The sequence below is a fragment of the Cohnella endophytica genome (genome assembly GCF_003628305.1).
Taxonomy (GTDB): Bacteria; Bacillota; Bacilli; order Paenibacillales; family Paenibacillaceae; genus Cohnella; species Cohnella endophytica.
This window is the reverse complement of record NZ_RBZM01000007.1, coordinates 23,490-49,852: the sequence shown is the minus strand read 5'-3', so window position 1 is coordinate 49,852 and position 26,363 is coordinate 23,490. Positions and strand designations below refer to the sequence as shown.

Below are 26,363 nucleotides of genomic sequence, written 5' to 3'. Positions count from 1 at the left end.
TACTATATTCGACTTAAGGTTAGGCCGCCGCTTCGGACGCCGCCGTCGCGCCCGCGATCGCTTTGCGTTGCTTGCGGGACTTTCTATAGTAGAGAAGTTCGTACATGACCGGCACGACGACGAGCGTAAGCAACGTGGAACTCGTCAAACCTCCGATTACGACGACCGCCAGCCCGCTGGAAATAATGCTGCCTCCGCCAAGGCCCATCGCTAAAGGCATCAACGCGCAGATCGTAGCGATCGCGGTCATCAGAATCGGCCGTAATCTCGTTCCGCCCGCTTCGATTAACGCTTCGCGAATCGTAAGCCCGTGCTCGATCTGTTGCTGTACGCGCTCGATCAAGACGATCGCGTTCGTGACGACGATTCCGATCAGCATGAGGAATCCGATCATGCTCGACACCGATACCGGCTCGCCGGCCGCCAACGTGCCCGCCAATCCGCCGATTAACGCGAATGGCAGCGAGAACAGGACGGCAAGCGGTGCTCTTCCTTCCCGGAAAGCGATGACCATTACGATATAAACCATTCCGATGGCAACAAGCATGGCCATGAGCATGTCGCTCATCATCTGCCCGATCTCCTCGTCGCTGCCGCCCATTTTATACTCGATCCCTGCGGGCAGTTTAAGCTCCTTGAGGGCTTTCTCCAAGCTCGCGTTCACTTTGCTCGCTTCTTTGTCCGTGATTTGCGCGGACACCGTCGCGAACTCCGACCCGTTCTTGAATTGCAGCGTGCTCGGCAACTGCGTCATCTTAACGTCCGCGATATCTTTCACGAGCACGTCCGTGCCCATCGGCGTATGAAGCTTCAGATTTCCGATATCTTCGATCGAGGCGATCGATGTACCGTTCAGCGAGAGATACAGATCGCTGGCTTTCGTACCGTCTCCGATCCTTCCCGCGTTCGTCTCCGCGAGGAACGGACGAAGGATCATTCCGGCCTGCATCGCCGAAAGTCCGACCTTCGCGGCATCCTTCTGGCGAACCTCGATGGCGATCCCTTTCGTGCCATCCTGCAGGTTATTGCTAATATGGTCGATCCCTTTGATTCCGCGCACGGTTTCGGTTATTTGTTCGGTTGCCGTCCGAATGTCCGCGGCCGACGAACCCGTAACGGTAATGGCCACGGTTCCGCCGCCGCTCATATCGTCTTTGATCAAGCTGAAGTCCGAGCCTTCCGGAACCTTCACCAGCGGACCGATCTCCTCCGTGAATCGATCCAGATCGGCTTCCGAGCGCAGCCCGATGAACCATTCCGCTCCGTTGGTTACACCGCCGCCGGTCATTCCTCCGCCGACGGTTACGTTCGTGTTCTCGACGTCTTTATTCTGGCGAATGATCGCGTCGAGCCTATCAGCTTCTTTCTTTACCGCGTCGATAGCCGTTCCTTTAGGCATCGTAAGATTAGCGAACATGTATTTATAATCCGATTGCGGCAGCAGCACGACTCCTACCTTGCCGGCAAAGATCGGAACAAGGCTGCCGGCGAACAACAGTACCGCGACGATGATTACGATCGCTTTATGTCCGAGCGACCAACGCAGCACGCGTTTGTAGCCGCGGCTCATCGCCGACGGTTTCGCTTCCTTCAGCTTGGCGTTCTTCATGAGCGCCCAAGCCATCAGCGGGACGACGGTAAGCGCTACGAGAAGGGACGAGACGAGCGCGAACCCGACCGTCAGGGCGAAGGGCTTGAAGTAACCGCCGATCATCCCTTGCAGTAAACCTAGCGGAGCGAATACCGCCACCGTCGTCAGCGTGGAAGAGGTAATCGCTCTGCCGACCTCAGCCGTAGCGGACTGGATCAGCTCCTTGCCGATTTTCTCCCCTCGCATTCTTCGCACGATATTCTCGATGACGACGATACTGTCGTCGACGACCCGGCCGGTTGCCACCGCCAAGCCGCCCAACGTCATGATGTTCAGGGTAACGTCGGTGAACGTCTTCAAGCAGATCATCGCGATGAGCATCGACAGCGGGATGGAGACGATCGCGATCAGCGTCGCGCGAATGTTCCTGAGGAAGAACAAGATGAGAATCGAAGCGAACAATGCGCCTAACGCGCCTTCGCGGGCCAGCGAGTTGACCGATTCCTTGACATCCGTTGCCCGGTTGTACATGACCAACGTTTGAACTTGGCCGTCTTTCTCCGCGTCCGCGTACGCTTGAGTCACTTTGTTCGCGACTTCCACGGTATTGGCACTGCTGGATTTCACGATGTTCAAGGTTACGCTAGGTCCGCCGTTCGTCAAGCTGATGATATCCAATGGCTTGCCCTGTTCGACCTGCGCGATATCCGACAGCTTCACGTCTCCCGCGGGAGTCAACGCCCAGCTCTTCAGTTGATCGAGCGTCGTCAGGTCGCCTTGCACGAATACCGGAAGCCGATTATCGTTTAACGTCGCTTCCCCTAGCGGCAAGCTAAGATTGTTCGCTTGAAGCGTGGAGATGACTTGCTCGTAAGTAATGCCTTTTGCCGCCATCTTGGGGGCATCTAGGCGGATATACACGCCGTCGTCCTTTAGCCCGGTTGCTTCGACGTTCGTTACGCCTTCGATCGCTTGCAGCTTCGGAATCAGCTTCGTCTTCACGATCTCGTTCAGCTGTTCCTGAGTCGTGCCGTCGCGAGCGGCTATCGAAGTGTACATAATCGGTTGGTTCGTCGTCGAGAAGTACCGAACTTCCGGCTTCTGCGCATTCTGCGGCAACTGAACGTCGCCGATCGCTTGTTTCACGACCTCTTGTTTTTTCTTCATGTCGTCGTTGAAGCTAAATTCCAGTTGCAGCATGGAGATTCCGTTCGCCGACTGGGAAGTGACGTTTTTCACGCCCTCTACGTTCTTGAGCACTTTCTCAAGCGGCAATGTCACTTGGTTCATTACTTCATTCGGTGCAGCGCCGGGATATTGGGCGGACACCATGATGCCCGGGAACGCGATCTCCGGCTGTTGCTCCTGCTTAAACTGAGTTGCGGCATACATGCCGCCTACTGCGACCAGGATGACCAGAAGAACGATGGCCACCGGATTCCTTAACGAGAATTTCGTAAAAAACTGCATGCGTACTCTCTCCACTCTTCATTTGAAATTTGTTTATGAGGTTGCGTTAGCTCGTCGCACCATGTCTTTCGGATGCAAGGTAAACTTTATGTCCATGGTTATGATTGTAAATTGCTTCCACCAACGGCAACATGGTCTGGGGTATGTTTTTTTACCTAGACTCAGGTCGGAGTCGCGATACGCCCTTCGGTTGGGGCGGAGGAGGCGTAGGCTTGTTGCTAAAATAAGTAGCCCACCGCTTCTTGAAAGTAATTTTCTTGCCAATCCCTCTGGATTAAGTAGCTCTATGCTACTTCCGGGTCACCTTACTGCCAATCGCTCTAATTTAAGTAGCTCTGAGCTACTTCCAGGCCACTTTACTGCCAATCGCACAAGTTTAAGTAGCTCCGCGCTACTTAAACTCCACTCCCCCCAAGCAAGCAAAAAAGCCGTCCGACGGATTCACATCCGCCAAACGGCTTCCCATACATACCCTATATTTTACGCACCGTAGATCGGCGCGACTTGGTTCGTCTGCTCGCGGTTGCGGCCGACGGAGAAAATCGCGATCGGAATTCCCGTTAGCTCGGTAATCCGCTTCACGAAATGCTGCGTCGTCGCGGGCAAGTCGCTAAGCGTCTTCGCTTCGGAAATATCCTCGCTCCAGCCCGGCAGCTCCTCGTATACCGCTTCGCATTCTTCCAGCAGCTTCAGGTTCGCCGGATAGTGCTCCATCAGCTCTCCGCGGAACTTGTAGGCGGTACAGATCTTAACCGTCTCCAAGCCGGTCAATACGTCGAGCGAGTTGAGCGACAAGCCCGTGATTCCGCTCACGCGGCGAGCGTGGCGAACGACGACCGTGTCGAACCAGCCGACGCGGCGAGGGCGGCCCGTTACGGTACCGTACTCGTGGCCTTTGTCGCGGATCCATTGCCCGAGGTCATTGTTCAGCTCCGTCGGGAACGGGCCGTCTCCGACGCGAGTCGTATAGGCCTTAGCTACGCCGATGACTTCGCGGATCTTCGAAGGACCGACTCCCGATCCGATGCACACTCCGCCGGCGGATGGATTCGAGCTCGTTACGTACGGGTACGTGCCTTGATCGATATCGAGCATGACGCCTTGCGCGCCTTCGAACAATACCTTCTTGCCTGCGTCGATCGCGTCGTTCAATATCACCGAAGTGTCGGTAACGTATGGACGAAGCAATTCCGCCAGCGCCAAGTAATCTTTAATGATCGAATCCGCGTCGAGACCTTCGCCGCCGTACATCTGCGTGATCACTTGGTTTTTGTCCGCGATGATCGCGCGGGCTTTCTCTTCGAAAGCTTCGGCAACCATAAGGTCGGCGATACGAATGCCGTTGCGAGCGGCTTTATCCATGTAGCAGGGGCCGATGCCCTTGCGAGTCGTTCCGATTTTGTTGTCCGCTTTGCGGTCTTCTTCCAGTCCGTCCAAGACGAGATGATACGGCATGATAACGTGGGCGCGATCGCTAATCTTCAGATTATCGGTCGAGAACCCGTTGTCGTTAATATATTGAATTTCTTCCACCAGAGCGCCGGGATTAATGACCATCCCGTTTCCGATGACGCACAATTTGTTTTGATTAAAAATTCCGGAAGGAACCATCGTTAACTTGTATTTTTTGTTCTCGATGAGGATCGTATGCCCGGCGTTATTCCCGCCTTGATAACGAGCGACGACGTCGGCTTTCTCCGCCAAGTAATCGGTAATTTTTCCTTTGCCTTCGTCTCCCCATTGCGTACCTACAACAACGACTGTTGACACTGCAATCCCTCCACCCGTAGCGTTCCTCACGCCGGCATGATAATGCCACCCGACGTCGCATCTCTGGTAGAGCGATCAGGCAGCATGATTAGTTTAGCAACTGTGATCGGGGAAGTCAACGTAAAAACGAACAATTTCACATCCGACCAAATTAATGTTCGGAATTTAGTCTTACTTCGTCTAGATTATGCACTCCCTGCATAGGCTTCGCTATGGGAACGATCCAAACTGACGAATTTGTTATAGTTCTTAAGGAACACCAGCTCGACCGTGCCTACGGGACCGTTCCGCTGCTTGGCGATGATGATCTCGATAATGTTTTTCTTCTCCGACTCTTTATCGTAATAATCGTCCCGGTACAGGAACGCGACGATGTCGGCATCTTGCTCGATCGATCCCGACTCCCGAAGGTCGGACATCATCGGACGTTTGTCTTGACGTTGTTCGACGCCCCGCGACAGCTGGGACAGCGCGATGACCGGAACTTCAAGCTCCCGGGCGATCTGCTTCAGCGTACGCGAGATTTCCGATACTTCCTGCTGACGGTTCTCCCCGGCTTTGCCCCGCCCTTGAATAAGCTGCAGGTAGTCGATGAGAATCATCCCCAGACCCTTTTCCTTCTTAAGCCGACGGCATTTGGCGCGAATATCGGACACCGTAATGCCCGGCGTATCGTCGATATAGATTTGCGCTTCCGACAACGATCCGATCGCCATCGACAGCTTCTCCCAATCGTCGCCTTCGAGATGCCCCGTACGCATACGCGTCGCATCCACGTTCGATTCCGCGCAGATGATACGTTGGACTAGCTGAGGAGCCGACATCTCCAGACTGAAAATGGCGACCGTCTCCGAAGCGCGAACGGCGACGTTCTGCGCGACGTTCAGAGCGAATGCCGTTTTCCCTACGGAAGGACGCGCCGCGACGATGATAAGATCGCTTCGTTGGAAGCCGTTCGTCATCTTGTCGAGATCGACGAAACCCGAAGGAATCCCCGCTACCCCGCCCTTATTGGTATAGAGAAACTCGACCTTCTCGAACACTTCCATGAGCACGTCGCGAATGCTGATGAACCCCGTCGCGCTGCGGCGGCTGGAAATCTCCATGATCCGCGCCTCGGCGTCATTAAGCAGCACCCCGACATCGTCTTCCGTGGCATAGCCGTTGGAGACGATCTGCGTGGCGGTACGAATGAGTCTGCGCAGGATGGACTTCTCTTCGACGATCTGGGCATAGTATTCCACGTTCGCCGCCGTCGGAACCGAGTTCGCCAGACGGGTCAAGTACATGATCCCGCCGACTTCCTCCATTTGCCCCAAGTCTTGAAGGCGGGCGGTCAGCGTTACGAGATCGATCGGTTGATTGTCGTCGTTAAGAGCCACCATCGCGTCGAATATCCGTTGATGGGAAACGCTGTAGAAATCTTCCGCCTTCAGGCGTTCCATGGAAGCGATCAGCGCTTCGGATTCAAGCAGAATCGCGCCGAGTACGGCTTGCTCCGCTTCCAGGTTCTGAGGAGGAATTCGATCGTAGACGAGTTGCTGATCCCCGCTTCCGTTCATCGGTTCATTCCTCCACGACTTGCACGCTTAGCGTGCCCTTTACGTCCGGATATAATTTGACGGTTACTTTCGTTACTCCGAGCACGCGAATCGGATCGTTCAATTCGATCTTGCGCTTGTCGATGGAAATCTTGAGCGCCTCGAGCGCTTCCGCGATCTGCTTGCTCGTAATCGCTCCGAACAGGCGTCCGCCTTCGCCGGCTTTCGCTTTGATGACGACCGTCATCTCGGACAGCTTGGCTGCAAGGTCTTGGAATTCCTTTTTCTCGTTATCCTTCTTCTTCTGGGCGGATGCCACTTGCTGAGTCAACGTTTTCTTGGCGCCTTCCGTCGCGAGTTGCACGACGCCCTTAGGCAACAAGAAATTGCGCGCATAACCTTCGGACACCTCTTTGATCTCGCCTTTTTTACCCTGACCCTTTACGTCTTGCAAGAAAATAACCTTCATTCGAATAACCCCTCTTCCTTCTCGAGATCTTGTAGGACTTGCTTTAATTTGGCCGTCGCTTCCGCGACCGTGCCTTGCATCTGAGCCGCCGCGTTCGTGAAGTGGCCGCCGCCGCCCAGTCGTTCCATGACGATCTGAACGTTGATATGGCCAAGAGATCTGGCGCTGATGCCGACGTTGCCGTCAGGCCGCATTCCAACCACGAACGAGGCTTTGATACCCGTCATGTTAAGCAACGTATCGGCCGATTGCGCGATGAGCAACTGAGGCACTTGCTTGCCGGCATCCGTTGCCGCGATCGCGATGCAATTGCGATACGTCTCCGCGTTGCGGATAATTTCCGCTTTGCGAATGTATTCTTCCAAATCCTCTTTCAGAAGCCGTTGAATGAGTACCGAATCCGCCCCGTTGCGGCGAAGGAACGATGCCGCTTCGAACGTACGGGAACCCGTGCGGAACGCGAAGCTCTTCGTATCCACCGTAATGCCCGCGAGCAATGCCGTAGCTTCCCTGACATCAAGCACGACGCGTTCGTGAATATATTGCAGCAGCTCCGTCACCAATTCGCAAGTCGAGGATGCGTAAGGCTCCATATAGACGAGCACCGCTTCGTCGATGAATTCTTCGCTCCGCCGATGGTGATCGACGATAACGATTCTATCCGTCCCTTGTAAGAGTCGCGGCTCCGCGACCATCGTCGCGCGGTGCGTATCGACGACGACCGCGAGCGACCGTTTGCCGATTAACCCTAGGGCTTGATCCGGAGCAATGAATCGCTTCGTCAGCTTCTCGTCTTCCTTGAGCATATCCATCATCCGCTGGATCGCGGGATTAATTCCCTCCAGCACGATATAAGCTTCTTTGCCGTAGAGCTGAGCCGCCTTCATAACGCCGATGGCCGCTCCGATCGAATCCATGTCCGGCATCTTGTGACCCATGATGATGACGTGGTCGCTATCCTTGATCAGATCTCGCAAGGCGTGGGAGATTACCCTGGCCCGTACCCGCGTTCTCTTCTCCACGGCGTTGCTCTTCCCGCCATAGAAGCTCTGGCGCTGACCGATCTTCACGACCGCCTGATCGCCGCCGCGCCCTAGCGCGATATCCAAGCTTCCTTGCATCAGATGGCCTAGCTCGATTACGTTGTCCGCCCCGGAAGCGAATCCGATGCTTAGCGTCATCGGCAGCTTCTGCTCGATCGTGATCTCGCGCACTTCGTCGAGCAGATCGAAACGGGATTGCTCCAGGCTCTTGAGCACGATTTGATTCGTAATGATCATATACCGGTCGGAGGATAACCTCCGCAGCAATAGCCCGTATTTCAGAGCCCACTCGTTAATCTCGCCCGTTACTTTCGACAGCATCAGCGCGCGTTGCTGTTCATCCATGCCCTGCGCGACCTCTTCGAGATTGTCCATCATGACGATTCCCAGAGCGAGCTTCTCCTCGTCGTACTTCTTTTTCAGCGTCCAACGGTCGGTAATGTCGCTTACGTACAAGAACCGTTCGTTCGAGCGGAGCAACAGCTCGTAGACCTTGGATCCGACCGTCACTTCCAGCGCGGAGTCCTTGTCTTTGAACGATTGCTGCAAGCCCGGGAAGTAAGCCGCCAGCGGCTCTCCCACGATCGATTGTTTGCCGACCACCGTAGAGATGAAGGCATTATGCCACTGAATTTCTTTCTCTTCGTTAAATAGGATGATGCCGAACGGCAGCTGACCGATGACTTCGTTGCCGACGTTCTTGATGCGATGGGTCAACGTCAACACGTAATCGTTCAAATCCTTGCGGAAAGCCTTCTCCGCAAAAATGGCGTATGCGGCTACCACGCCTCCGAGCGCCAGACCGAACAGACCGAGCAACCACTGGTACCAAGCCAAGGCGACGGTCAATATGAAGATGAGCACCAGTGCCCAGACGATATGCATACCGTGCCAACGCTGCACGAGAAACTTGGGCATATCCGCGTTCGCTCCCGTCTAAAGTTGATAAGGGGGACTAACGCTTGTCGGGCGTCGTCCCAAGCCGGTCGTTTTATTTCACGAATGCTTTGCGCAGCGGGAACGCCGCGTCGATCAAACCGATCAAATAAAGCGGAGGGAACAGTAGCAAGGGTACGCACAGGATCATCGGAATAGCCTTAGGCCACTTCTTGGCATCCGCCAGGAAGAAGAAAAATCCGATCGCCTGGAACGTAAACGCGAAGCGAAGAATCGGAACGAGATTGGAGATCGCGATCGACCAGTAGCCGTCCGCGTTGTCCGACATCGCCATGCTGGCGATCATCGCGAACAAGTAGTATAAGACAAGGCTTCTCGACACTCTCCATGTTTTCGCTCGAGGCAGGGCAGGCGCTTCGGCGCCTACCGTACGCAGGGAGAGCCGCGACAATCCGTGGGTAACGATCGTGAAGAGGAACGCGCTGAGCAGCAGCAACATCGGCAACAAATTCATGATCGCGTCGCTGAATTCGCCCGCCGTATCCGTAGCCCATCCGGCTTTGACCAAATCGCCGGTCTCCAATTGCTTTAGGCTGTCTTGTATCATCGAGGCCAGCTCGGCCTTCAGATTCACGTCGAACATAGCGGAGAATAACGCGAGCTCCAGCAGCAATTGCGCCAGAATGATAACGAACCCGACGACGATCGCCGTCTTCGCCGATTTTCCCCTCTTATACAAATGGCCGATCGCGATCGACGGGACCAAGAAGAAGAACCCGAGCGTCAACACGACCGATCCGTAAGCTCCGGAGAGCAAGAAGGCTACGAGCCCGATTCCGATCGCGTGGATCGCGAAAGATTTAACGTTTAACAGGGAATACAGCACGACGAAAGGCGTCATGACGAGGAAGATCGTCACGAAATTCAAAGGCGTCGCAAGCGTCAGCAACAGCAACAGAGCTGCCGCGCTCCAGCTTATCGACCTCCAGTTTATAGTCAATCCATTCACCTCTTGCGGATATGTTCGGACAGCTCGGACAGATCTCCGTAATGATCCTCTAGCTGATGTCCATCTTTCTTCATCTTCGCGAGCTTGTCCGCGATCGCATGATCCAGATCCTTGTAGGGAATTCCCAATCTGCGACCCAGAATGTAAGAACTCGCGATCAGGCTCGCCAAGCCATCAATGACCCGGGAGGTGCTTCCATCCCATAAAGCCTTGAATAATCTCGACATTTGTTCGAGCACTTCGGTTTTCAACCATTCGATCGTGCGAGTCTTCGTCGCTACGTCCAGGTCTCTATCCATTGCTATTCCTCCCACGCGTCAACTGGTTCATTGATGCAATAGCCCGGAAAGCTGCAAACTTCATTATATCATAAAATCAAGCTCTGAAATCAATCATCCGCGTAGGGACGCGCCTTCCCGCCCGCACAAGCATAATCGGCTTCCGCCGTCCTTAGGGATGGCGGAAAAACGTTTATGTCGGAGACGATTCAGAAAAGTATAGCGGATTTTATACTTTCTGAATCGTCGAAAAAACCCGGCCCTCGAGAGGCCGGGTCGGGTTCGCGCTTTAAATGTACTAATTCAAAGTTAACTGACTGCCGTTCTTGCCAAGCTCCCAGCCGTGCGCTTTCAAGTCGGCCAGCGCTACGTAGCTGCGATCCCCAACGGATAGCATCTCTGTTTCCGCGCCGTCGTCCCAGGAAAGCTTATAGCCCCGCTCCAGCATAAGTTCGCCGACTTTCGGGTTCGGCACCTTAGCTTCCGCTGCCTTGGCGCCGCTCGTTACCGTTGCCGCGTGTTTCAGCTTGTCCCATTGAACGGAGTATCCGTGCGCCTTCAAGGACTCGATATCCACGTAATTGTTGCCGCGATATTCAAGTAACGGAACTGAACTGCCTTGCCAGGCCAAGGTCGAGCTTCCATCCTTCACCCGCAAGAACTCGCTCTTGATCGGTTGACCCGCGCGAATATCCTTGTGCAAGCCTTTGTCATCCAAAGCGACTTGGCCATTCACAAGCACATACTTGATGCCCGCGGATACGATCTCCGGCTTCGCTACCGTGGACTTGTCGCTGATCGTGTCGTAGTCGAACACGACGATATCGGCATCCATGCCTTTGGCTATGCGGCCTTTCTTCTTCAAAGCCGGAGCTTGCTTCTCCAACCGTTGAGCCGGCATAAGCGACATCTTGGCGATCGCATCGGATAGCGAGATGACTTGCTGCTCGCGCACATAGAGACCGACCGTTCTAGCGAAAGTACCCGAGGCTCTCGGGTGATTATTATAACCGGGCTCCAGAATCGCGTCGCTGCCGATCATGACGAACGTCGCTTTCAGCGAATCGATGACGTCCTGCTTCGGAATCGCGTAGGCGACCGCGAGCTTTCCTTGCTTCTGGTATAACCTGAACGTATCGGCAGTAAGGCGCTCGTTCGTACCCGCGATTTGCAGATCGTTGTATGTAATGCGGAATCTCTTCTGCCAGCCTTCGTCGAACCGGGCGGAATTCAAGTAAGTGCCCCAGTAGTCGTAAGGATAAATGCATGAAGTCATATCGAGCCCCTCGGCTATTGCGTCGGCCACCATTTTCAGCGATTGGGTCATGGAGAAAGTGCCTCCTGTGCTGTTAATGTGGTCGATATGTACCGCTGCGCCCGATGCCCTGGCATATCCGATCAATTCATTAAGCGCGTCTATGTTCGTACCCGGCTCTTCCATGTCGGAATATCTCGCGTGAAAATAGACCGGAACGTTATATTCGTGCGCCAGCTTCATCAACGGCAGAATTTCCTTGTCGTTCACGCCCGGAACGTATTCCAAGCTAAAAGAGATACCCAGTACCCCGTTGTTGAGCGCTTTTTCCGCTTGGTCGACGAGCGTCTGCACCTGCTCCGGCTTCGCCGTATCGTAACGGCTTAGCTTGAACTGGTTACGCGCCTGGGTATAGAAGAACGAAGCTCCGAAATTCACGGGAGTCCTATTCTTTACGTAGTAGGGGTACCATTTCTCCGGAGAGCTCGTTCCTCCATGCATCGCGATGTTCGTCGTGACGCCGTCGGCGATCTTATTCCAGACGCCCAGCGGATTGGGATCATACGACAGGTTGTCGATGAATCCCGGCGCCACGACGAGCCCCGTCGCGTCGATCGTCCGCTTTCCCTGCAGCTTCTTATCGGTTACCAGAACGACTTTGCCGTCTTGAACCGCAACGTTAAGCCCTTCCCGGTCGAGCTTCGTCTCCGGATTCACGACTCTGCCGTTGGAGATTACGATGTCATAAGTTTTGCCCAATTCGGATGCCGTCGGCTGATCGATCATGGCCTCCGCGTCCGCAGCTTTTGCCGTCGGGGTTGGATTCCCCGAACCCGAAGCTTGCGGATTTCCTCCCGAAGTGGACTCGGCGCCGCTCGGGCCGGATGAGGAAAGCGGCGAGGCGTTCTGATCTCCGAACAGCGAGTTCGCCGCCCATATGCCTCCCGCAACGATCAAGACGGTTATCGCGATCAGAAAAGGAAACATTCTGCGTTTGTCGGGTTTTTGCTGGCTGTAGGTCATCGTTCCTCCAAAGGTTATCCAGTTAGTGGGTTGCCTAAGCTTGTCGTTTCATTTCTTTCTTCTCGTCCGATTGGATAGGAAGAAGCAACTTCTCGCAATAATCGATAATGTCGCTTCTTCTAACGATGCCGATGAAGCGATTCATATCGTCAACGACCGGCACGAAGTTCTGCGTCTTGGCCAAGGAGATCAAATCCTCCATATTCGCGTCGATTCGCACGGCCAGGTTATTCATTCTTAACGGAACGTCGCATAGCGATACCCTGTGCAATTGATCGAAGCTAAGTTCAGGGTGCGCCTTCAAGTACCACAGCAAGTCGCCCTCGGTCACCGTGGATTTGTACTCCCCCGTCTCGCTGATGACGGGAACTGCCGTGTAACGATAACGTTCCATTCGTTCTAACGTCTGGCGAAGAGTAGCTTCCTCGTTCACGCAAACGACTTCTTGTTTCGGTAATAGGAAAAAGGCAATATTCATGATTTCTAGCGGTCCTCCTTCGTTCTAATGGTCTTCGACTAACCGCAATCGGCTGTCAAAACGAAAGATGCCGCGGCTCGCGGCCGCGGCAACTTCATTATATCACCACGCGTTCTGGTTCACCATCGACGTAGTGGCAAATGTTGTCACTTTATGCCGCATTATTGTTGGAAGTCGAACCGCCCTGCGTAGTCTGATCTTTCTCGCCAGGCACCACAAGCTCGCTTTCCGGCGTTTCCGGATTCATCCATGTCGCGATCGTCGATTTCACCGCGGCCAGATCGGTTTCGTCGGCAAGGTAGTACCACAAATTCTGGTCGCCCATCCGCTTGCCTTCGCCTTTTAACGTATAACTCTTAATTTCATGTCCTACTTGCAGGAATTGCTTGGCAAGGTCGCTCATCGACGAGGGGGCAATGTCCGTCTTGAAGTTATCGCCCACGATACCGAGAATCTCGGGAATCTTGTTCCATTGCTGCAACGAAGACGTCTTGTGAACGAGAGCCTCCAGGAACGCGCGATTGCGTTCGGTTCTCGACATATCGCCGCCGGCATCCTCGCGATAACGTACGTAGTTCAACGCTTCGACGCCCGAATAGCTGTCTTTGTTCGCTTTTACGGTAAACTTCTCGTGGTCCGCGCCTTTGTTAACGATATCTTTGCCGATCGGCAACGGGATACCTCCGAGCGTATCCACGACTTTGACGAAGCCTTGGAAGTTAATCGACGCGTAGTGATCGACTTTGGCATCCAACAGCTTCTCCACGCTGTTCACGGCCATCTCCGGACCTCCGAATGCATAAGCGTGCGTGATTTTGTCCTTCTTATCTTTACCTACGATTTCTGCGTACGTATCGCGAGGGATCGATACCATCAATACCTTGCCGTCTTTCGGCCGAACGACCGTGTAGATCAGCGTGTCCGAGCGTCCGCGTTCTTGGGCTCTAGCATCTACGCCCATTAGCAGCATGCTGAAGGGGTCCTTTACCACATTCGCGTTTGCTTCATCCCCAACTGGCCGATCCGTCAACGGTTTATAGGAATCGGCAAAGCTAGCCTCCACTTTATCCGATAGGAATATATCGTACCCCAATGCCGACAGAGCCCCGCGATTCGCATAGATGACCCCCGCGGCAACGATCAATACCATAAAAGATGAAATCAGAATGACTTTTAAACGACGATATTTCCGCATGACAACTCTCTCCTTCTTCTTTCTCCTATTGTTTTTCTCTCTCTATTTGAGGACGCGCCCGTTTTTTGTCTCTTCATAGACCCCTAATATACGATTTAAATCCGCGGGAAGTTACGAATTCTGTTTAAAAATTCATTAACCAGATAGAATCCGTTCCACGCTAACCATTATCCGGCACCTCGCAATTGTTCTGTACGTCCAATGAAACCCCGACCAAAGTACGGGTACCAAACTCACCTCAAGGCCATGATTCGGTATGCCCTCCATCCGGTATACTTCTCTCATTCAGGTCTATTTAGGAGGTTGAACCCGCATGAAAGAAGCCGTTTTGCAGCTTCGCAACGTAACGAAGAAGATCGGCAACCGCAAGATCGTCGACGATCTTACGTTTGATATCCCCGCCGGGGAAGTATTCGGATTTCTCGGCCCGAACGGCGCCGGCAAAACGACGACGATCCGCATGATCGTCGGACTCATCTCGATGACGAAGGGCGAAGCGATCGTCAACGGCGTCTCCGTCAGCAAGAACTTCGAACTGGCCATGACCCACATCGGAGCCATCGTCGAGAATCCGGAAATGTACAAATTCCTATCCGGTTATCAGAATCTCGTCCACTTCGCGCGTCGCCACTCGGGCGTCACGAAACAGCGAATCGATGAAGTCGTTAAAATGCTTGGACTCCAGAATCGGATCCACGAGAAGGTTAAACGCTACTCTCTCGGCATGCGACAACGCCTCGGCGTCGCCCAGGCGATTCTGCATCGGCCATCTTTGCTTATCCTCGACGAGCCGACTAACGGTTTGGATCCTGCCGGTATTCGCGAGCTTCGCGATTATCTGCGCAAGCTAACGCGGGAAGAGGGCATTTCCGTTATCGTCTCTTCCCACCTGTTATCCGAGATGGAGCTGATGTGCGACCGCGTCGCCATTATTCAAGCCGGCAAGCTCATCGATATTCGATCCTTGCAGGAAAACAAAGAAACCGCGCAATCCAAAATCATGATCGAGGTTAACGACCTGCAAGCAGCCCATCGCTTGCTGGCGTCGGCATTCGACGAAACCCGACTATCCGTCAACGGAGATCAACTCGAGGTTTCTTCGGATAAGGCGGCCATTCCGGACATTGCAAGGCTACTGGTAAAGGCGGGGCTCGACGTCTACGGCATACATGCCGTTAAGAAATCCTTGGAAGAGCAGTTCTTGGAAATTACGGGGGGTGAGATGGTTGTCTAGCCTTAAGCAACTGATTCGCAACGAAAACATGAAAATCTATCGGCGTCCCCGGACTTGGCTTATGATCGGATTTCTCGTCGTCGTTCTTCTGATCATGGGGGGCGTCATGAAATGGGACGAGAGCCGCAGCTCCAGTTCCGACTGGAAACAGCATTTAACCGAGCAGAACGCGCAAATTCAAATGGATCTGCAACAAAACAAAGCGGTCGACGCCGAATCTAAAAAATGGCAAACCAATACGATCAAGATGAACGAGTATTATTTGGACAACGACATCAATCCGAATAAACTCTCGCTCTGGGACTACGTCGACAACTCCGCTTCGCTCATTATGCTAGTTACGATTCTGACCGTGATCATCGCAGCAGATATGATTGCGGCCGAGTTCTCGTGGGGCACGATTAAGCTGTTGCTCGTCGGCCCCGCTTCGCGAACCAAAATCATGCTCGGCAAATACGTCTCGACGATGGTCTTCGCGTTGCTGCTGCTTCTGATCTCGTTCGCGGTTGCCTTCGGAATCGGATCGTTTCTCGCGGGCTTTAACGGGCTGACTCTGCCCCATCTTACCATCGGCGCGGACGGAATCGTTCACGAAGGCTCCATGATCGTGAACTCTCTTCAGAAATACGGCTATGCAATCGTATCTCTGCTTATGTACGTGACGATGGCCTTCATGATATCGGCCGCTTTCCGCAGCTCGTCGATGGCGATCGCCTTCTCGCTCCTCTTCATGTTGGTCGGGAATACGTTGTCCATGATCTTGAGCGGATATGGTTGGGTGAAATACTTGCTCTTCTCGAACATCGATCTAACGCAGTACCTAGAAGGATCTCATCCCTTGCGACCGGAAATGACGCTCTCCTTCTCCCTCTTGATGTTGGCCGCTTATTACGTCGTGCTCCAACTCGTGGCCTGGTTGCTGTTCACCAAACGGGACGTGGCGACCTAAACTAACTTTATCTGACGCGCAAAAACCCCTGCGGATCTATCTACCGTTCGAACTCGTAGATAGATCCGCAGGGGCTCTTTACTTGCATAGATTACTTTGTCAGGATTGTCGTTCTCTTACCGGTTGCTTTGCGAACTATCGGAGCTACTTCCGTCGCTAGAAGCTCTATGCCTTCGGCGACCTTCTTAAACGGTATGCCCCCGATGTCTAACTGCGCGATAAAACGCCGATGCCCGAACATCTCGTATTGATGAAGGATTTTCTCGGCGACTTGTTGCGGGCTGCCTACGAATAATGCGGTATCCGGGCCTGCCATTTGTTCAAAGTCGATTCTGGATATGCTGCGCGTCGTTCCTCTCTGACGGTTAACATAAGACCAATAATTCGAATAGTAAGGATAGAATTCATCTTTCGCTTGTTGAGTGGTTTTCGCGAGATATCCGTGCCCCGTTATACTTACTTTGAGATCCTCTAGCGTATGTCCGGCCTCTATACCGGTTTTATAATAGAGATCGACGAAGGGCTTAAACCGTTCCGGATCGCCTCCCAGAATCGCAATGGCCATGCCAACCCCTAATTTGCCGGCACGGTTGGCGCTCTCTGGCGAGCCCCCGACGCCAATCCAAAGGGGTATCCGGCTTTGAACTGGTCGAGGAGAAATTTCCGCGTTCGTTAATGAGGTGCGATATTGACCCGACCAAGAGATTCTCTCGGCTTCGTTTAGCTTGATTAACAGGTCCATATTTTCCGCAAACAGGTCGTCATAATCTTTCGTGTCATACCCGAACAGCGGGAAAGATTCCAAGAACGCTCCTCGGCCGGCGATGATTTCCGCTCGACCGTCCGAAAGCAGGTCAAGGGTAGCGAAATCTTCGAATAATCGAACCGGGTCAACCGTGCTTATCACGGTAGTTGCGCTAGTTAATTTAATGCGTTTGGTAGTCTGGGCGATCGCGGCGAGTACGACCGGCGGAGCGGATACGGCATAATCTAATCTGTGATGTTCCCCGACGCCGAAAATATCTAATCCCGCCTCGTCGGCGAGTTTGGCTGCTTCGATAATTTCCTTCATGCGTAATTTCGCGTTAACCGCTCTGCCTGTATGAGGATCCGTTCCTATATCGCCAAGCGTATAGATCCCCATTTCAATTCCTGATTGTGTCATTTTGATACCTCTTCGTAATTAATTGTATGCTCAGTCGTTCGGACAACCGCCTACAGCGGCCAAGTGACCAGAACGATTGATTTTGGTCTGCAAATATTTCTCGTTATATTCGGAAACATCGCCCCACAGCGGAGTTCTTCCCGAAACGTGCATACCTGCGTTTTTCAAAGCTTCTAATTTTTTGGGATTATTGGTGATCAACTTAACCGGTTTCGTACGAAGCGCCTTTAACACTTGAATGGCGTCGCTGTAGCTCCGGGCATCATCCGCAAACCCCAAATTCAGATTAGCTTCAACGGTATCGAACCCGTTTTCTTGAAGAACATAAGCCATCGCTTTGCTGAACAAGCCGATTCCTCTTCCTTCATGATTGGCCAGATAGAACAATGCACCCGTCCCATGCTCCACGATCATCTTCAGGGATTGTTCCAATTGGAATCCGCAATCGCACCGCTTGCTTCCGAATAGGTCTCCCGTGTGACAAATCGAATGCATTCGGATCAGCGCATCTTCGTGATTGTGGAAATCTCCATAGGCTAACACGCTGGATTGTTGCATTTCGGCTAAATTAATGGAAGATAATTTCTCGATGATCCGTTCGAAATTTTCGGTTACTTCTTTGCATCGCAACCAGCAATACCATTGGAACGTCGCCGTTTCGCCATCCAAATCGATAGGCAGCTGAACAGGCCCGACCAAATACAAAGCTTCTTCGCCGGTTTTGATCAACTTGATTTTCTTCTCTAAAATGGAGATGACTTTCTCTTGAAGTGCCGGCATGAGATGACCCCTTATCATTCAATTTAGAATTAGTAATTCCATTGTTTTAAGGCTACCCAACAACCGAGATCTAATTCCCTTACCCGTACTCTTATATTAACTTACTTTATGTAACTAAGTTTAAATAAATAAGATACATTCGTCAAGTTATGATTGTTTCCTTTTCTCCGAATCATACAGAGAGAAAGAAGCAGATTCTATTCGAATCGTGCTTCTTGTGATGTTGTCCGATTCAACTGCAGCTCCTGCAACTGGCGGCAGAAAGCTGAAAAATCCGGGGTTTGAGCCAAGTCGTACATCAAAATCTTCTTAATGATAGTCTCGACGATTTTTTGCTCAAGATCATCCTGGCGGTCCGGCTTGGTTTTGTAGCGTGCGCTGTTGATGACAGGGGTGAACATCGTAATGATTTCCTCAAGCGCCTCTTTATCGCCGGCTTGAGCTTTAAGTACCAAATCAAAAAGATCATTGCCCATGGCTTCCCTCGCTCGTGTTTTTATTATTAATGACTTCTATCAGCTTCAATATGCTTTCGGTAAGCATTTCGAGCTTCTTTTCGAACCTAACAAGCAAGTATCCGGTCAGTACAATCGGAAAACCGACCTGACTTATTCCCGTAAGCAAATACGTGAGGGGTTGATCATCCATATCAATCACCCCCTCCCCATATCGAGCCGTAGTTTCTTCAGTGCTAAGTTACGCATTTTGCAAACGGCTTGCGGGGAAACGCCAATCATCCGAGCGATCTCATTGTCCTGGTAGCATAAGGCATAGCACAAGGTTGTGATGAGTTGTTGTTTTTGGGAAAGCGCAGTGAAAGCCTGCGACAAACATTCGTTCTGAAACGACGCTTGAAATTGGCTAGGATTGGCGGTTGTCGGCTCACTTTCTCGGATTTCTTTTTTACCAAGTAGTGATTCACCAAGTGTCCCGCCCCCTTCCGACACGGGACGATCGAATATGAGTATTTGCCGAGAATCGTTTTTATGATGAGCACGTAGTTGATCGATCGTGCAATACTTAATGGTGGAGACGAGAAATTTTACGAACCGCATACGGAAAAAGTGTTTCCGGAATCGATCTTCCAGCTCTCTTCGACATTCCTCTTCGCCATCGAGCGTGCGCAAGAAAAGCTCGATATTATGTTCCAGTTGGAAAAAGTCTTGAACGACCTGATCCGAGAAAACGGTTCTATTCGCAATGCTATATTCGCGAAATCGTTCTTGTTGGTCGTAAGTTAGCGTCATCGGCAATCACCTCAATTTCGATTTTCCTGACCTTATTAAAGTGGTACATGAAGCCTTAAAAACAACCCAAATAAGAACACTTGTTCTTATTTATTAAATAAAAAATCCCCTTAAAGGGGAACATACGTTCTTGTTTTGATTCTATTATACCATGATTATCCTATATTTTGGAGTGGGTTCTTCTTTCTAATGCTAGAGCTATTTAATATATCCCATGAACTTCATTCCCTCAGGGGTTAGATCGTAGTGTTCTGCCTTTTTGTCTAACCCATAGTACACATCGAATTGATTGTTTTTCATGAACACCACGGATCCGTTCATGAGCTTATTTAGGTTGGCTGCTTGAGCTTGGCTTGCCGAGGTGAATTTGTAAATGGTTGTTTCCGGGATAGTGCCACCTGCTGTGGAGATAAACTCTTTTTTACCATCACCATCAACATCCTGTTCAACGACGTGGCTTTCCGTCTGCCAGAAAGAGTTTGGCTTGTCTTTCTCAATAGACAAGTATTGTGTAATCGGTGCCGATGCGCCTTCGAAACCCTCTACCTTGATTAAAGGAATACCGTTGAAATCGATCTGGCTCACGTTTATGGCGGACGGATCGTCATACCCAATTAAGCCATCGATTTCGAGTTCTGTCGACGATGTTTTGATGCTGGCGAATATATTATGCTCATCGCTTTTCTTCGTATAAAGATTAATTGTGCCATCTTGGACATTCTCTGTCCTAAGAACTTTATTTACATCCTTTGTTTGAACCGGGCTTAATTTGGCCTTCGTGATTTCAACGGAGTCGTAATGAACCGGCACGATGTGAGGGTTTGGCTCTTCTCCTGCTTGATTATCCGCAGGCTGGCTTTCCGTAGGCTGAGCCTCTACTGATTGACTTTCCGTTGGTTGGCTCGATATGGAGGCTGCCGGCGACTCCGGCGACACTGACGCTTGCTTCGATTGTGTGCATCCAGCAAGTATACACAGGAGACCAATGAGTAGTAATTTTTTTGTCATGTGTTACTCCTTTGTCTTATGTATTTGCTAAACCATCAATTCCAAATATTAGACATCATTAACTTTATAGTATTTCTCTATTTACGCATCGTCAAGTTTGCCCGACTGGTTGCTTGCAAATACATAAAAAGCCAGCAGATAAATCCGCTGGCATGAAGAGGTTAAGACATCAGTTCAATTTTAACTGTGCCTGCACCGGAAGGCTTACCGATCTCGACCCATGCGCGGTAGCCGAGTTCAACCCCACGGTTCGCAGGAGATGTATCCGTAACTTTGACGACGATCGATTGGCTGTTCGAAATGTTCGTGACTTTAACGAACTTGTTCTTATATAGCGTGCTCCAGGAGTTCGTCGTGGTCATCGAAGCTGTCAGACCGGCCGGGTGAAACACTTCGCCGTTGCCCGTGCTGACGTTCAATATGTTCTGGGCAGCATAACCAATCTCCGGACAAGAAGACTGCGTTCCCGCTTGCGTTCCTTGGCATGGCACGCCGTAGAAGTCGCAAATGGCGCTCGACGAAATTAAGCTGGTCGAGGTGCCGGTATTCGTCGGAACGACCAGCGATTGGCACGTGGTGCGACCAAGGGCATCGGCGAAGTTCAGATTGACCGCCGCTCGGATGTTGTTTGCGAGGTTCAGCGCACTGTACCAGCCGTTTGTGGTGGCAGATGGCAAGGCGATCAGCAGGGTTTGGTCTTGGTTGAAGCCGTCATTGAGGATCGTGGATTCGTAGAGCTTTTCCGGATAGCTTCTCCACCCGTCCGCGCTGTTCGTATCGTACAGATACGTCAATTGGCTAACGTTTTTCCGAACCAGCGGGCAAACAACCAAGTAGTACCCTGTCGAGTAAGACGGAGTAATGAAATCCAAGTCACGGTTTGGATCGCTAAAGAGGGCGTTCAACCGTTTGACTGTATTGGTTGCAGAAGTGAGGTCGCCGTACGATGTGACCGATGTACCGTTGACTTGCACGTAATAAAAACTACCTTGCTGAGAAACTGCTGCTGTATTAGACATTCAAATTTCCTCCGATATGCCACAAGGCGCAATTTTTTTTGTGAGATCGGGGGGTATTCAGAATGACGACTACCCTTTCGCCAACTCCGAATGTTCTCATGCTATTAAAGTGGAAAATCTGAAAGTAAAAACAACCATTATCGGCTCCATAAATAAAAAAAACCGCCGGCATGTGGCGATTTAGCTCTTACTCCGATTGAACTTTCATCAATTAGTTGTGCCTAGCTTGACTAGGCGCGCTATAACAAAAAAACGCCGCCGGATAACCGGCAGGCGTTCTCTTGTGTTGTGTGGTGCTAATCTTCTAAAGACTACTCAGTCGTGTATGGCAGCAAAGCCATTTGACGTGCGCGTTTGATCGCTACAGTCAACATGCGTTGGTATTTCGCTTTCGTGCCCGTCACGCGACGTGGCAAGATTTTGCCGCGCTCGCTGATGAACTTACGAAGCAAGTCCAACTCTTTGTAGTCCACGTGAGTGATTTTATTTACCGTGAAGTAACAAACTTTCTTACGTTTGTTACGGCCGCCACGGCGGAATTTACGAGGCTCGCGTTGCTCGCCACGATCTCCACCGCGATCTCCGCCACCGCCGCCTGTACGGCTGTGTGCAGGGCGCTCTTCACGTGCTTGAGGTTGTGTTTGTTGTTCGCTCATTTGTTATCCGTCCTTTCCAGTTAAAATGGCAAATCATCGTCCGATATATCGATCGGTCGCCCGTCATCCGCGAAGGGGTCATTGCTGTTGCCGGTATTGCGCGAGCCAGAGCTGCGATTGCCGCCTCCGAACCCGCCTCCGCTATTGTTTGCGTTGCCGCCAAAGCCGCCCTCTTCTCTTCCTTGTCCGCCGCCGCTATCGCGGTTGGCTGATTCCAGGAATCGAACATTATCGGCAATGACTTCCGTCACATACACGCGTCGGCCTTCGTTGTTCTCGTAGTTGCGCACTTGAATGCGGCCTTCCACGGCGGCCAGTCGGCCTTTACGAAGATAATTGGCACACGTTTCCGCGAGCTGTCTCCAAGTGACGATCGGGATAAAATCCGCTTCGCGCTCCTCTTTGCTTCCGGAGAACTGACGGTCTACCGCTAAAGTAAATTGGGTAACGGCTACGCCGGCTGGCGTGTAACGCAATTCGGGATCCTTGGTCAGGCGCCCTATGAGAATAACTCGATTCAACATCGCGGCTTCCCTCCACTAAACATGACATTAAGGCTTGCGGCGGAAATCCGCCTGGTGCTGTGCGGTTTACGCGGTTTGTTCTCTGACGATCATGTGACGAATAATTTCGTCCGTAATCTTCAGAACGCGTTCCAACTCCGTGACAACTGTCGACGGAGCTGTAAAATGAACCAACACATACGTCCCATCGCGGTGTTTGTTGATCTCGTAAGCAAGACGACGTTTGCCTTGAACGTCATGCTTCACGATCTCTCCGCCGTTCACGATGATGCCCTGGAATTTTTCCACGACAGCTTGAACGGTTTCTTGTTCCACGTCCGGACGGATGATGTACATCAACTCATAGTTGCGCATCTTCCGTTCACCTCCTTTAGGTCTTTGGCCTCCCACTTGGTATACCGATGAGCTTGTCTTCGGCTGGGAAGCAAGGAGCATGCTTTCTTTGGCATGCCTGAATACTTTATCACAATCGCCCGAATATCGCAAGGAAATTCGCGCTACACTATCCGTTAGACAGGGGGTGATGATCATGGGTGAGCAGACGCAATTCGAACCGGGCCAACGCGCGCCGAATGACGGTGATTACATGGAAGTCGGCGAAGATTCGTTCCATATGGGCATCAATAATCCGAAGCACGTAACGTTGAGAAAGGGCCAGCAATTCCCGGAAACGTCCAATCATAATCGCAAGTGGAAAAAAGTAAAGCAGTTCCATTAACCTTTTTCGAATCGGAATGTATAGGTTACGCGAATTTGAGCCATTCTATATTTCGGCGACGGAAAACGAGAGGTGTGGTTCCCTTGAACGACGTGGAGCAACAACCGCAAGAGGTATCGTTCCATTCGGAGTAGGTAAAACGGAAGCGAGGCGTTGTGCTAAAGACTATTGTCTGTAACACATTTAGTTTCTGACATCCGGTCACCGAAGCGCCGAGTTAAATCGGCAACGTCATGGTTACGTCTCAAAATGCAACTCATTACACGTCGCCCGAGAACCCCGCAAGGGGTTCTTCGTCATTTGTCGTCCTTCGGTCGTTTGAAGTACGCATCCAGACCTTCCGCGATCCCGGCGACGATTAGATCCTGATAGTCGGCCTTGCTCATCTTCTCATCTTCTTCTTTGTTCGTCATGAAGCCCATTTCAATCAAGAACGTCGGTACTTTCGTATAGTTAAACCCGGTCAAATCTCCTCGGGCATTCACTCCGCGCAGCTTAGCCCCGGTTTCTTTGATCACCTGCTGGGACACGAGCTTAGCGATATCCATGCTCGGTTTTGAGATTGGCTTCGTTAATTCATTGCCGGACGACGGATAGAAGAACGTCATCCCCTTCACTGCGGGATCGGTGCTTCCATCGGCATGGAGGCGAATCATGACGTCCGCTTTTGCTTCGTTGCAGACGATCGCGCGCTCGCTATTAGATAGATTAACGTCATTCGTCCTGCGGACCATGACGATCCGATATTTCCCCTTTAGAACCGTTTCTAGCTTAAGCGCTACTTCGAGCGTAAGCTTGTACTCCGGTTTCTTCGTGAATACTCCGCTCGTCCCCCCAGCTACCTTCGCCTTCATCGTCTTGCTTCCCGGGGCGATCGGTTCCAGCTTGAGATTCGCCTTCGCTTGGTGGCCAGCTTCAATGCAGATCAAAGGTTTCTTGGCCGTTACTTGATCCAGGGCCGATTCCGATTTCGCCCCCGCAGCCACCGCCGAACTCGCTCCTACTTCACCAACGACAAGCCATAAGAGGCACAGGATCATCCCGATTCTATAGATGATGCTTCCTCGGATTGCGTTTCCTATCGCTCTTCGCATTTAACGTTCACGCTCCATTGTCTGCTTGCTTGCTCGCTCTTAGTGTTATCTATTCGCTTGCGGACGAAAAAAACCTCCCACTCTGTTCGAGTGAAAGGTTCTATGGGTTGTTGTATAAGGTGGCGGAGAGAGTGGGATTCGAGTCCCTGTGCCTACAAACATGCCCCCGGCATGTTTGCTTAACGGCCCGTTCGAACCCCACCGCCATCCAACAAAAAAACGACCCCGATGGGGTCGCACATTGTTTTTTTGTTGGGTGGCGGAGAGAGTGGGATTCGAACCCACGCACGCCTCGCGACGCCTAGTTGATTTCGAGTCAACCCCCTTGGGCCTCTTGGGTACCTCTCCGCAGCAAGAAAAATCATATCATATTTCTATTGGACACGCAACTGGATTCGGTATCCAGCAACTTTTACCCGTTGTCGCTATCCGTTGCCTGCGGTTCTTCCCCTGCCGCCGACCTCAGCACCTTTTTCAAGCTCTTCTCGAACTTCGCCCGAGGGAGCAGGATGCTATGCTTGCACTTCACGCATTTGATCCGGATATCCATCCCCATGCGGATGATCTCCATCTCGTTCGCGCCGCAAGGATGCTGCTTCTTCATCAGCACGACATCGCCAAGCTCGAATGTTTTCCGCTCCATTCCGATTGTCCCCTTCGCTTCGTTTCTCCCTGCCCTGCTAAGTTGTCGCGTTCCCCGATTCATCCGCATTAACGTCCGTTGCAGCTACGGCTTTCGCCGTATCGAACGCTTTCTTCAATTCCGTGTTGATGAGACGCGTAATTTCTCCCGTCCTATTCGGCTTGCATCTCGCGGTCACTCTTATCGTCATCTGGTTCATTTCCAGCGTCTGAATGCCGAGCACTTCGGGTTTCGCCGTCAGATACGGGCTCTCGATGCGGTCCAACACTTTGCGAATCGCAGCCATCTGCTGCTCGACCGTCTTATCCGAAGAGATCGTAAGATCTACGACGGCAAGCAATGGGTTGACGGAGAAGTTCGTCACTTGAACGATTGCCCCGTTTGGGATAATATGAATTTCCCCGGTCCAGCTCCGTAGCCGCGTCGCGCGCAGGCCGATCATTTCTACCGTCCCTTTGAACGTACCGAGTTGGACGACGTCCCCGACGGCGAATTGATCTTCGAGGATAATGAAGAATCCGGTAATGACGTCCTTTACGAGACTCTGGGCGCCGAACCCGATCGCGAGTCCGATCACGCCCGCTCCTGCCAGCAGAGGCGCAAGCTGAATGTGGAACTCTCCTAGAATCAGTAAAATCGTGATGAAGTTAATGATATAGGAAGCGGTGTTCTTCAGCAGCTTCCCCATCGTCTGGACGCGTCTTGTTCGCAGCTTTAATCGTTTCGATTTTTTCTCGTTGGTCACATGGTCGACGAAACGGTTGAGAGCCATCAACGCCAATCGGCTAACGATGATGATGAGAACGACCCGAAGAAGAACCATTGTTGCATCTTCCCACATTCCCGTATTCCTAATCGTATCCCAGATTTGATCGATGAACTTGTTCCAGAGGTTTCCCTCCATGAATCCCTGTTGTATTGCGGGCCAAGAGCGCATAAGGCCAAAACTCCTTTAAACTCATTGAATCTGCTCGTACCCTGTCCGCGTCTTCTCGAACAGTCCTCTGATCTCGACATGTTCGGATTGAATGATCTGGCGGACCTGCACGAGCTCCTCGCCCGAGAACGCGATCGATAACGCGCACCCGGCCGTTATTTCCTTAGGCGTCGGACATATATCAATCTCGATATCCGCGTATTCGAGCAGCATCTCCGCACGTAAGGCTTGCTGCGTGGAATCGAATGCGATCAAGAGAGATTCCATCGGATACTCACTCCTGCTCCTATAATCTGAACCTTTCTGGTCGTACAAGTATAAAAGAGCGTTTGCGTCCATATACTAGTAACATACTAGGGTAGGAGGCGAA

The 26,363-nt window shown here is 51.9% G+C and carries 27 protein-coding genes and 1 tRNA gene; 3 read left to right on the top strand and 25 right to left on the bottom strand.

Annotation, left to right across the window (positions count from 1 at the left end; genetic code table 11):
* Positions 1–19: 19 nt before the first annotated feature.
* From D7Z26_RS16210 to D7Z26_RS16165, 10 genes are all read right to left on the bottom strand, one after another.
* On the bottom strand, positions 20–3,061 hold the full coding sequence (locus D7Z26_RS16210; protein ID WP_120978041.1) for an efflux RND transporter permease subunit: 3,042 nt from the start codon (positions 3,059–3,061) through the stop codon (positions 20–22).
* Positions 3,062–3,541: 480 nt separating this feature from the next.
* Entirely contained in the window at positions 3,542–4,831 is a 1,290-nt protein-coding gene (locus tag D7Z26_RS16205) for an adenylosuccinate synthase (protein ID WP_120978040.1), read from the bottom strand.
* 185 nt (positions 4,832–5,016) lie between these two features.
* Positions 5,017–6,393, bottom strand: a complete 1,377-nt coding sequence (dnaB, locus tag D7Z26_RS16200; RefSeq protein WP_120978039.1) for a replicative DNA helicase — start codon at positions 6,391–6,393, stop codon at positions 5,017–5,019.
* A gap of 4 nt (positions 6,394–6,397) precedes the next feature.
* Positions 6,398–6,841 carry a 50S ribosomal protein L9 gene (gene rplI, locus D7Z26_RS16195; protein ID WP_120978038.1) on the bottom strand — a complete coding sequence of 148 codons (444 nt, stop codon included), beginning with the start codon at positions 6,839–6,841 and terminating at the stop codon, positions 6,398–6,400.
* Positions 6,838–8,802, bottom strand: a complete 1,965-nt coding sequence (locus tag D7Z26_RS16190; protein ID WP_120978037.1) for a DHH family phosphoesterase — start codon at positions 8,800–8,802, stop codon at positions 6,838–6,840. Before D7Z26_RS16190 ends, rplI begins: the two co-directional genes overlap by 4 nt.
* A gap of 73 nt (positions 8,803–8,875) precedes the next feature.
* Positions 8,876–9,781, bottom strand: coding sequence for a DUF2232 domain-containing protein (locus D7Z26_RS16185; protein ID WP_158602343.1), 906 nt, complete (start codon positions 9,779–9,781; stop codon positions 8,876–8,878).
* 5 nt (positions 9,782–9,786) lie between these two features.
* Complete coding sequence (locus tag D7Z26_RS16180) at positions 9,787–10,089, bottom strand: MazG-like family protein (protein WP_120978035.1); 303 nt, start codon at positions 10,087–10,089, stop codon at positions 9,787–9,789.
* A gap of 277 nt (positions 10,090–10,366) precedes the next feature.
* Positions 10,367–12,346: an amidohydrolase family protein gene (locus D7Z26_RS16175; RefSeq protein ID WP_120978034.1), complete on the bottom strand. Its 1,980-nt coding sequence runs from the start codon at positions 12,344–12,346 to the stop codon at positions 10,367–10,369.
* 34 nt (positions 12,347–12,380) lie between these two features.
* Positions 12,381–12,824, bottom strand: a complete 444-nt coding sequence (locus tag D7Z26_RS16170; protein WP_120978033.1) for a CBS domain-containing protein — start codon at positions 12,822–12,824, stop codon at positions 12,381–12,383.
* Positions 12,825–12,975: 151 nt separating this feature from the next.
* Complete coding sequence (locus D7Z26_RS16165) at positions 12,976–14,019, bottom strand: LCP family protein (protein ID WP_120978032.1); 1,044 nt, start codon at positions 14,017–14,019, stop codon at positions 12,976–12,978.
* A gap of 313 nt (positions 14,020–14,332) precedes the next feature.
* On the opposite strand from D7Z26_RS16165, the gene D7Z26_RS16160 reads away from it, so the two are divergent.
* Together D7Z26_RS16160 and D7Z26_RS16155 are read left to right on the top strand one after the other, a co-directional pair.
* A complete protein-coding gene (locus tag D7Z26_RS16160) occupies positions 14,333–15,253 on the top strand; it encodes an ABC transporter ATP-binding protein (RefSeq protein ID WP_120978031.1) in 921 nt (306 codons plus the stop codon).
* Positions 15,246–16,202, top strand: coding sequence for an ABC transporter permease (locus tag D7Z26_RS16155; protein WP_120978030.1), 957 nt, complete (start codon positions 15,246–15,248; stop codon positions 16,200–16,202). Before D7Z26_RS16160 ends, D7Z26_RS16155 begins: the two co-directional genes overlap by 8 nt.
* Before the next feature lie 91 nt (positions 16,203–16,293).
* Here the strand turns inward: D7Z26_RS16155 and D7Z26_RS16150 are convergent, their stop codons facing one another.
* The 10 genes from D7Z26_RS16150 to rpsF all read right to left on the bottom strand — a co-directional run bounded on the left by D7Z26_RS16150 (position 16,294) and on the right by rpsF (position 22,955).
* Entirely contained in the window at positions 16,294–17,367 is a 1,074-nt protein-coding gene (locus D7Z26_RS16150; protein ID WP_120978029.1) for an LLM class flavin-dependent oxidoreductase, read from the bottom strand.
* 30 nt (positions 17,368–17,397) lie between these two features.
* Entirely contained in the window at positions 17,398–18,147 is a 750-nt protein-coding gene (locus tag D7Z26_RS16145) for a GTP cyclohydrolase II (protein WP_120978028.1), read from the bottom strand.
* A 197-nt stretch (positions 18,148–18,344) separates the two neighbouring features.
* Entirely contained in the window at positions 18,345–18,623 is a 279-nt protein-coding gene (locus D7Z26_RS16140) for a helix-turn-helix domain-containing protein (RefSeq protein WP_120978027.1), read from the bottom strand.
* A complete protein-coding gene (locus tag D7Z26_RS16135) occupies positions 18,613–18,795 on the bottom strand; it encodes a YvrJ family protein (protein ID WP_120978026.1) in 183 nt (60 codons plus the stop codon). The genes D7Z26_RS16140 and D7Z26_RS16135 overlap by 11 nt, the downstream gene beginning before the upstream one ends.
* A gap of 5 nt (positions 18,796–18,800) precedes the next feature.
* Positions 18,801–19,394, bottom strand: coding sequence for a sigma-70 RNA polymerase sigma factor region 4 domain-containing protein (locus D7Z26_RS16130; RefSeq protein WP_147423869.1), 594 nt, complete (start codon positions 19,392–19,394; stop codon positions 18,801–18,803).
* Positions 19,395–19,592: 198 nt separating this feature from the next.
* Positions 19,593–20,402, bottom strand: a complete 810-nt coding sequence (locus D7Z26_RS16125; protein WP_120978024.1) for a hypothetical protein — start codon at positions 20,400–20,402, stop codon at positions 19,593–19,595.
* 161 nt (positions 20,403–20,563) lie between these two features.
* Positions 20,564–21,421 (bottom strand): RlpA-like double-psi beta-barrel domain-containing protein, encoded by an 858-nt coding sequence (locus D7Z26_RS16120; RefSeq protein ID WP_120978023.1) that lies wholly within the window; start codon positions 21,419–21,421, stop codon positions 20,564–20,566.
* A 311-nt stretch (positions 21,422–21,732) separates the two neighbouring features.
* A complete protein-coding gene (rpsR, locus tag D7Z26_RS16115; RefSeq protein WP_120978022.1) occupies positions 21,733–22,077 on the bottom strand; it encodes a 30S ribosomal protein S18 in 345 nt (114 codons plus the stop codon).
* Between the two features lie 20 nt (positions 22,078–22,097).
* Entirely contained in the window at positions 22,098–22,601 is a 504-nt protein-coding gene (gene ssb, locus D7Z26_RS16110) for a single-stranded DNA-binding protein (RefSeq protein WP_120978021.1), read from the bottom strand.
* Between the two features lie 66 nt (positions 22,602–22,667).
* Positions 22,668–22,955, bottom strand: coding sequence for a 30S ribosomal protein S6 (gene rpsF, locus D7Z26_RS16105; RefSeq protein WP_120978020.1), 288 nt, complete (start codon positions 22,953–22,955; stop codon positions 22,668–22,670).
* A gap of 175 nt (positions 22,956–23,130) precedes the next feature.
* On the opposite strand from rpsF, the gene D7Z26_RS16100 reads away from it, so the two are divergent.
* Complete coding sequence (locus D7Z26_RS16100) at positions 23,131–23,319, top strand: YjzC family protein (protein ID WP_120978019.1); 189 nt, start codon at positions 23,131–23,133, stop codon at positions 23,317–23,319.
* Positions 23,320–23,615: 296 nt separating this feature from the next.
* Here D7Z26_RS16100 and D7Z26_RS16095 read toward each other — a convergent pair whose 3' ends face one another.
* The 5 genes from D7Z26_RS16095 to D7Z26_RS16075 all read right to left on the bottom strand — a co-directional run bounded on the left by D7Z26_RS16095 (position 23,616) and on the right by D7Z26_RS16075 (position 26,260).
* Positions 23,616–24,413 carry an N-acetylmuramoyl-L-alanine amidase family protein gene (locus D7Z26_RS16095; protein WP_233566977.1) on the bottom strand — a complete coding sequence of 266 codons (798 nt, stop codon included), beginning with the start codon at positions 24,411–24,413 and terminating at the stop codon, positions 23,616–23,618.
* A 257-nt stretch (positions 24,414–24,670) separates the two neighbouring features.
* Positions 24,671–24,761, bottom strand: a tRNA-Ser gene (locus D7Z26_RS16090).
* A gap of 64 nt (positions 24,762–24,825) precedes the next feature.
* The gene (locus D7Z26_RS16085; RefSeq protein ID WP_120978018.1) at positions 24,826–25,056 is read right to left on the bottom strand and encodes a DUF951 domain-containing protein; all 231 of its coding nucleotides are present in this window, start codon (positions 25,054–25,056) and stop codon (positions 24,826–24,828) included.
* A gap of 37 nt (positions 25,057–25,093) precedes the next feature.
* Positions 25,094–25,993 carry a mechanosensitive ion channel family protein gene (locus D7Z26_RS16080; RefSeq protein WP_120978017.1) on the bottom strand — a complete coding sequence of 300 codons (900 nt, stop codon included), beginning with the start codon at positions 25,991–25,993 and terminating at the stop codon, positions 25,094–25,096.
* Between the two features lie 21 nt (positions 25,994–26,014).
* Positions 26,015–26,260, bottom strand: coding sequence for a DUF3343 domain-containing protein (locus D7Z26_RS16075; protein WP_120978016.1), 246 nt, complete (start codon positions 26,258–26,260; stop codon positions 26,015–26,017).
* Positions 26,261–26,363: the final 103 nt, after the last annotated feature.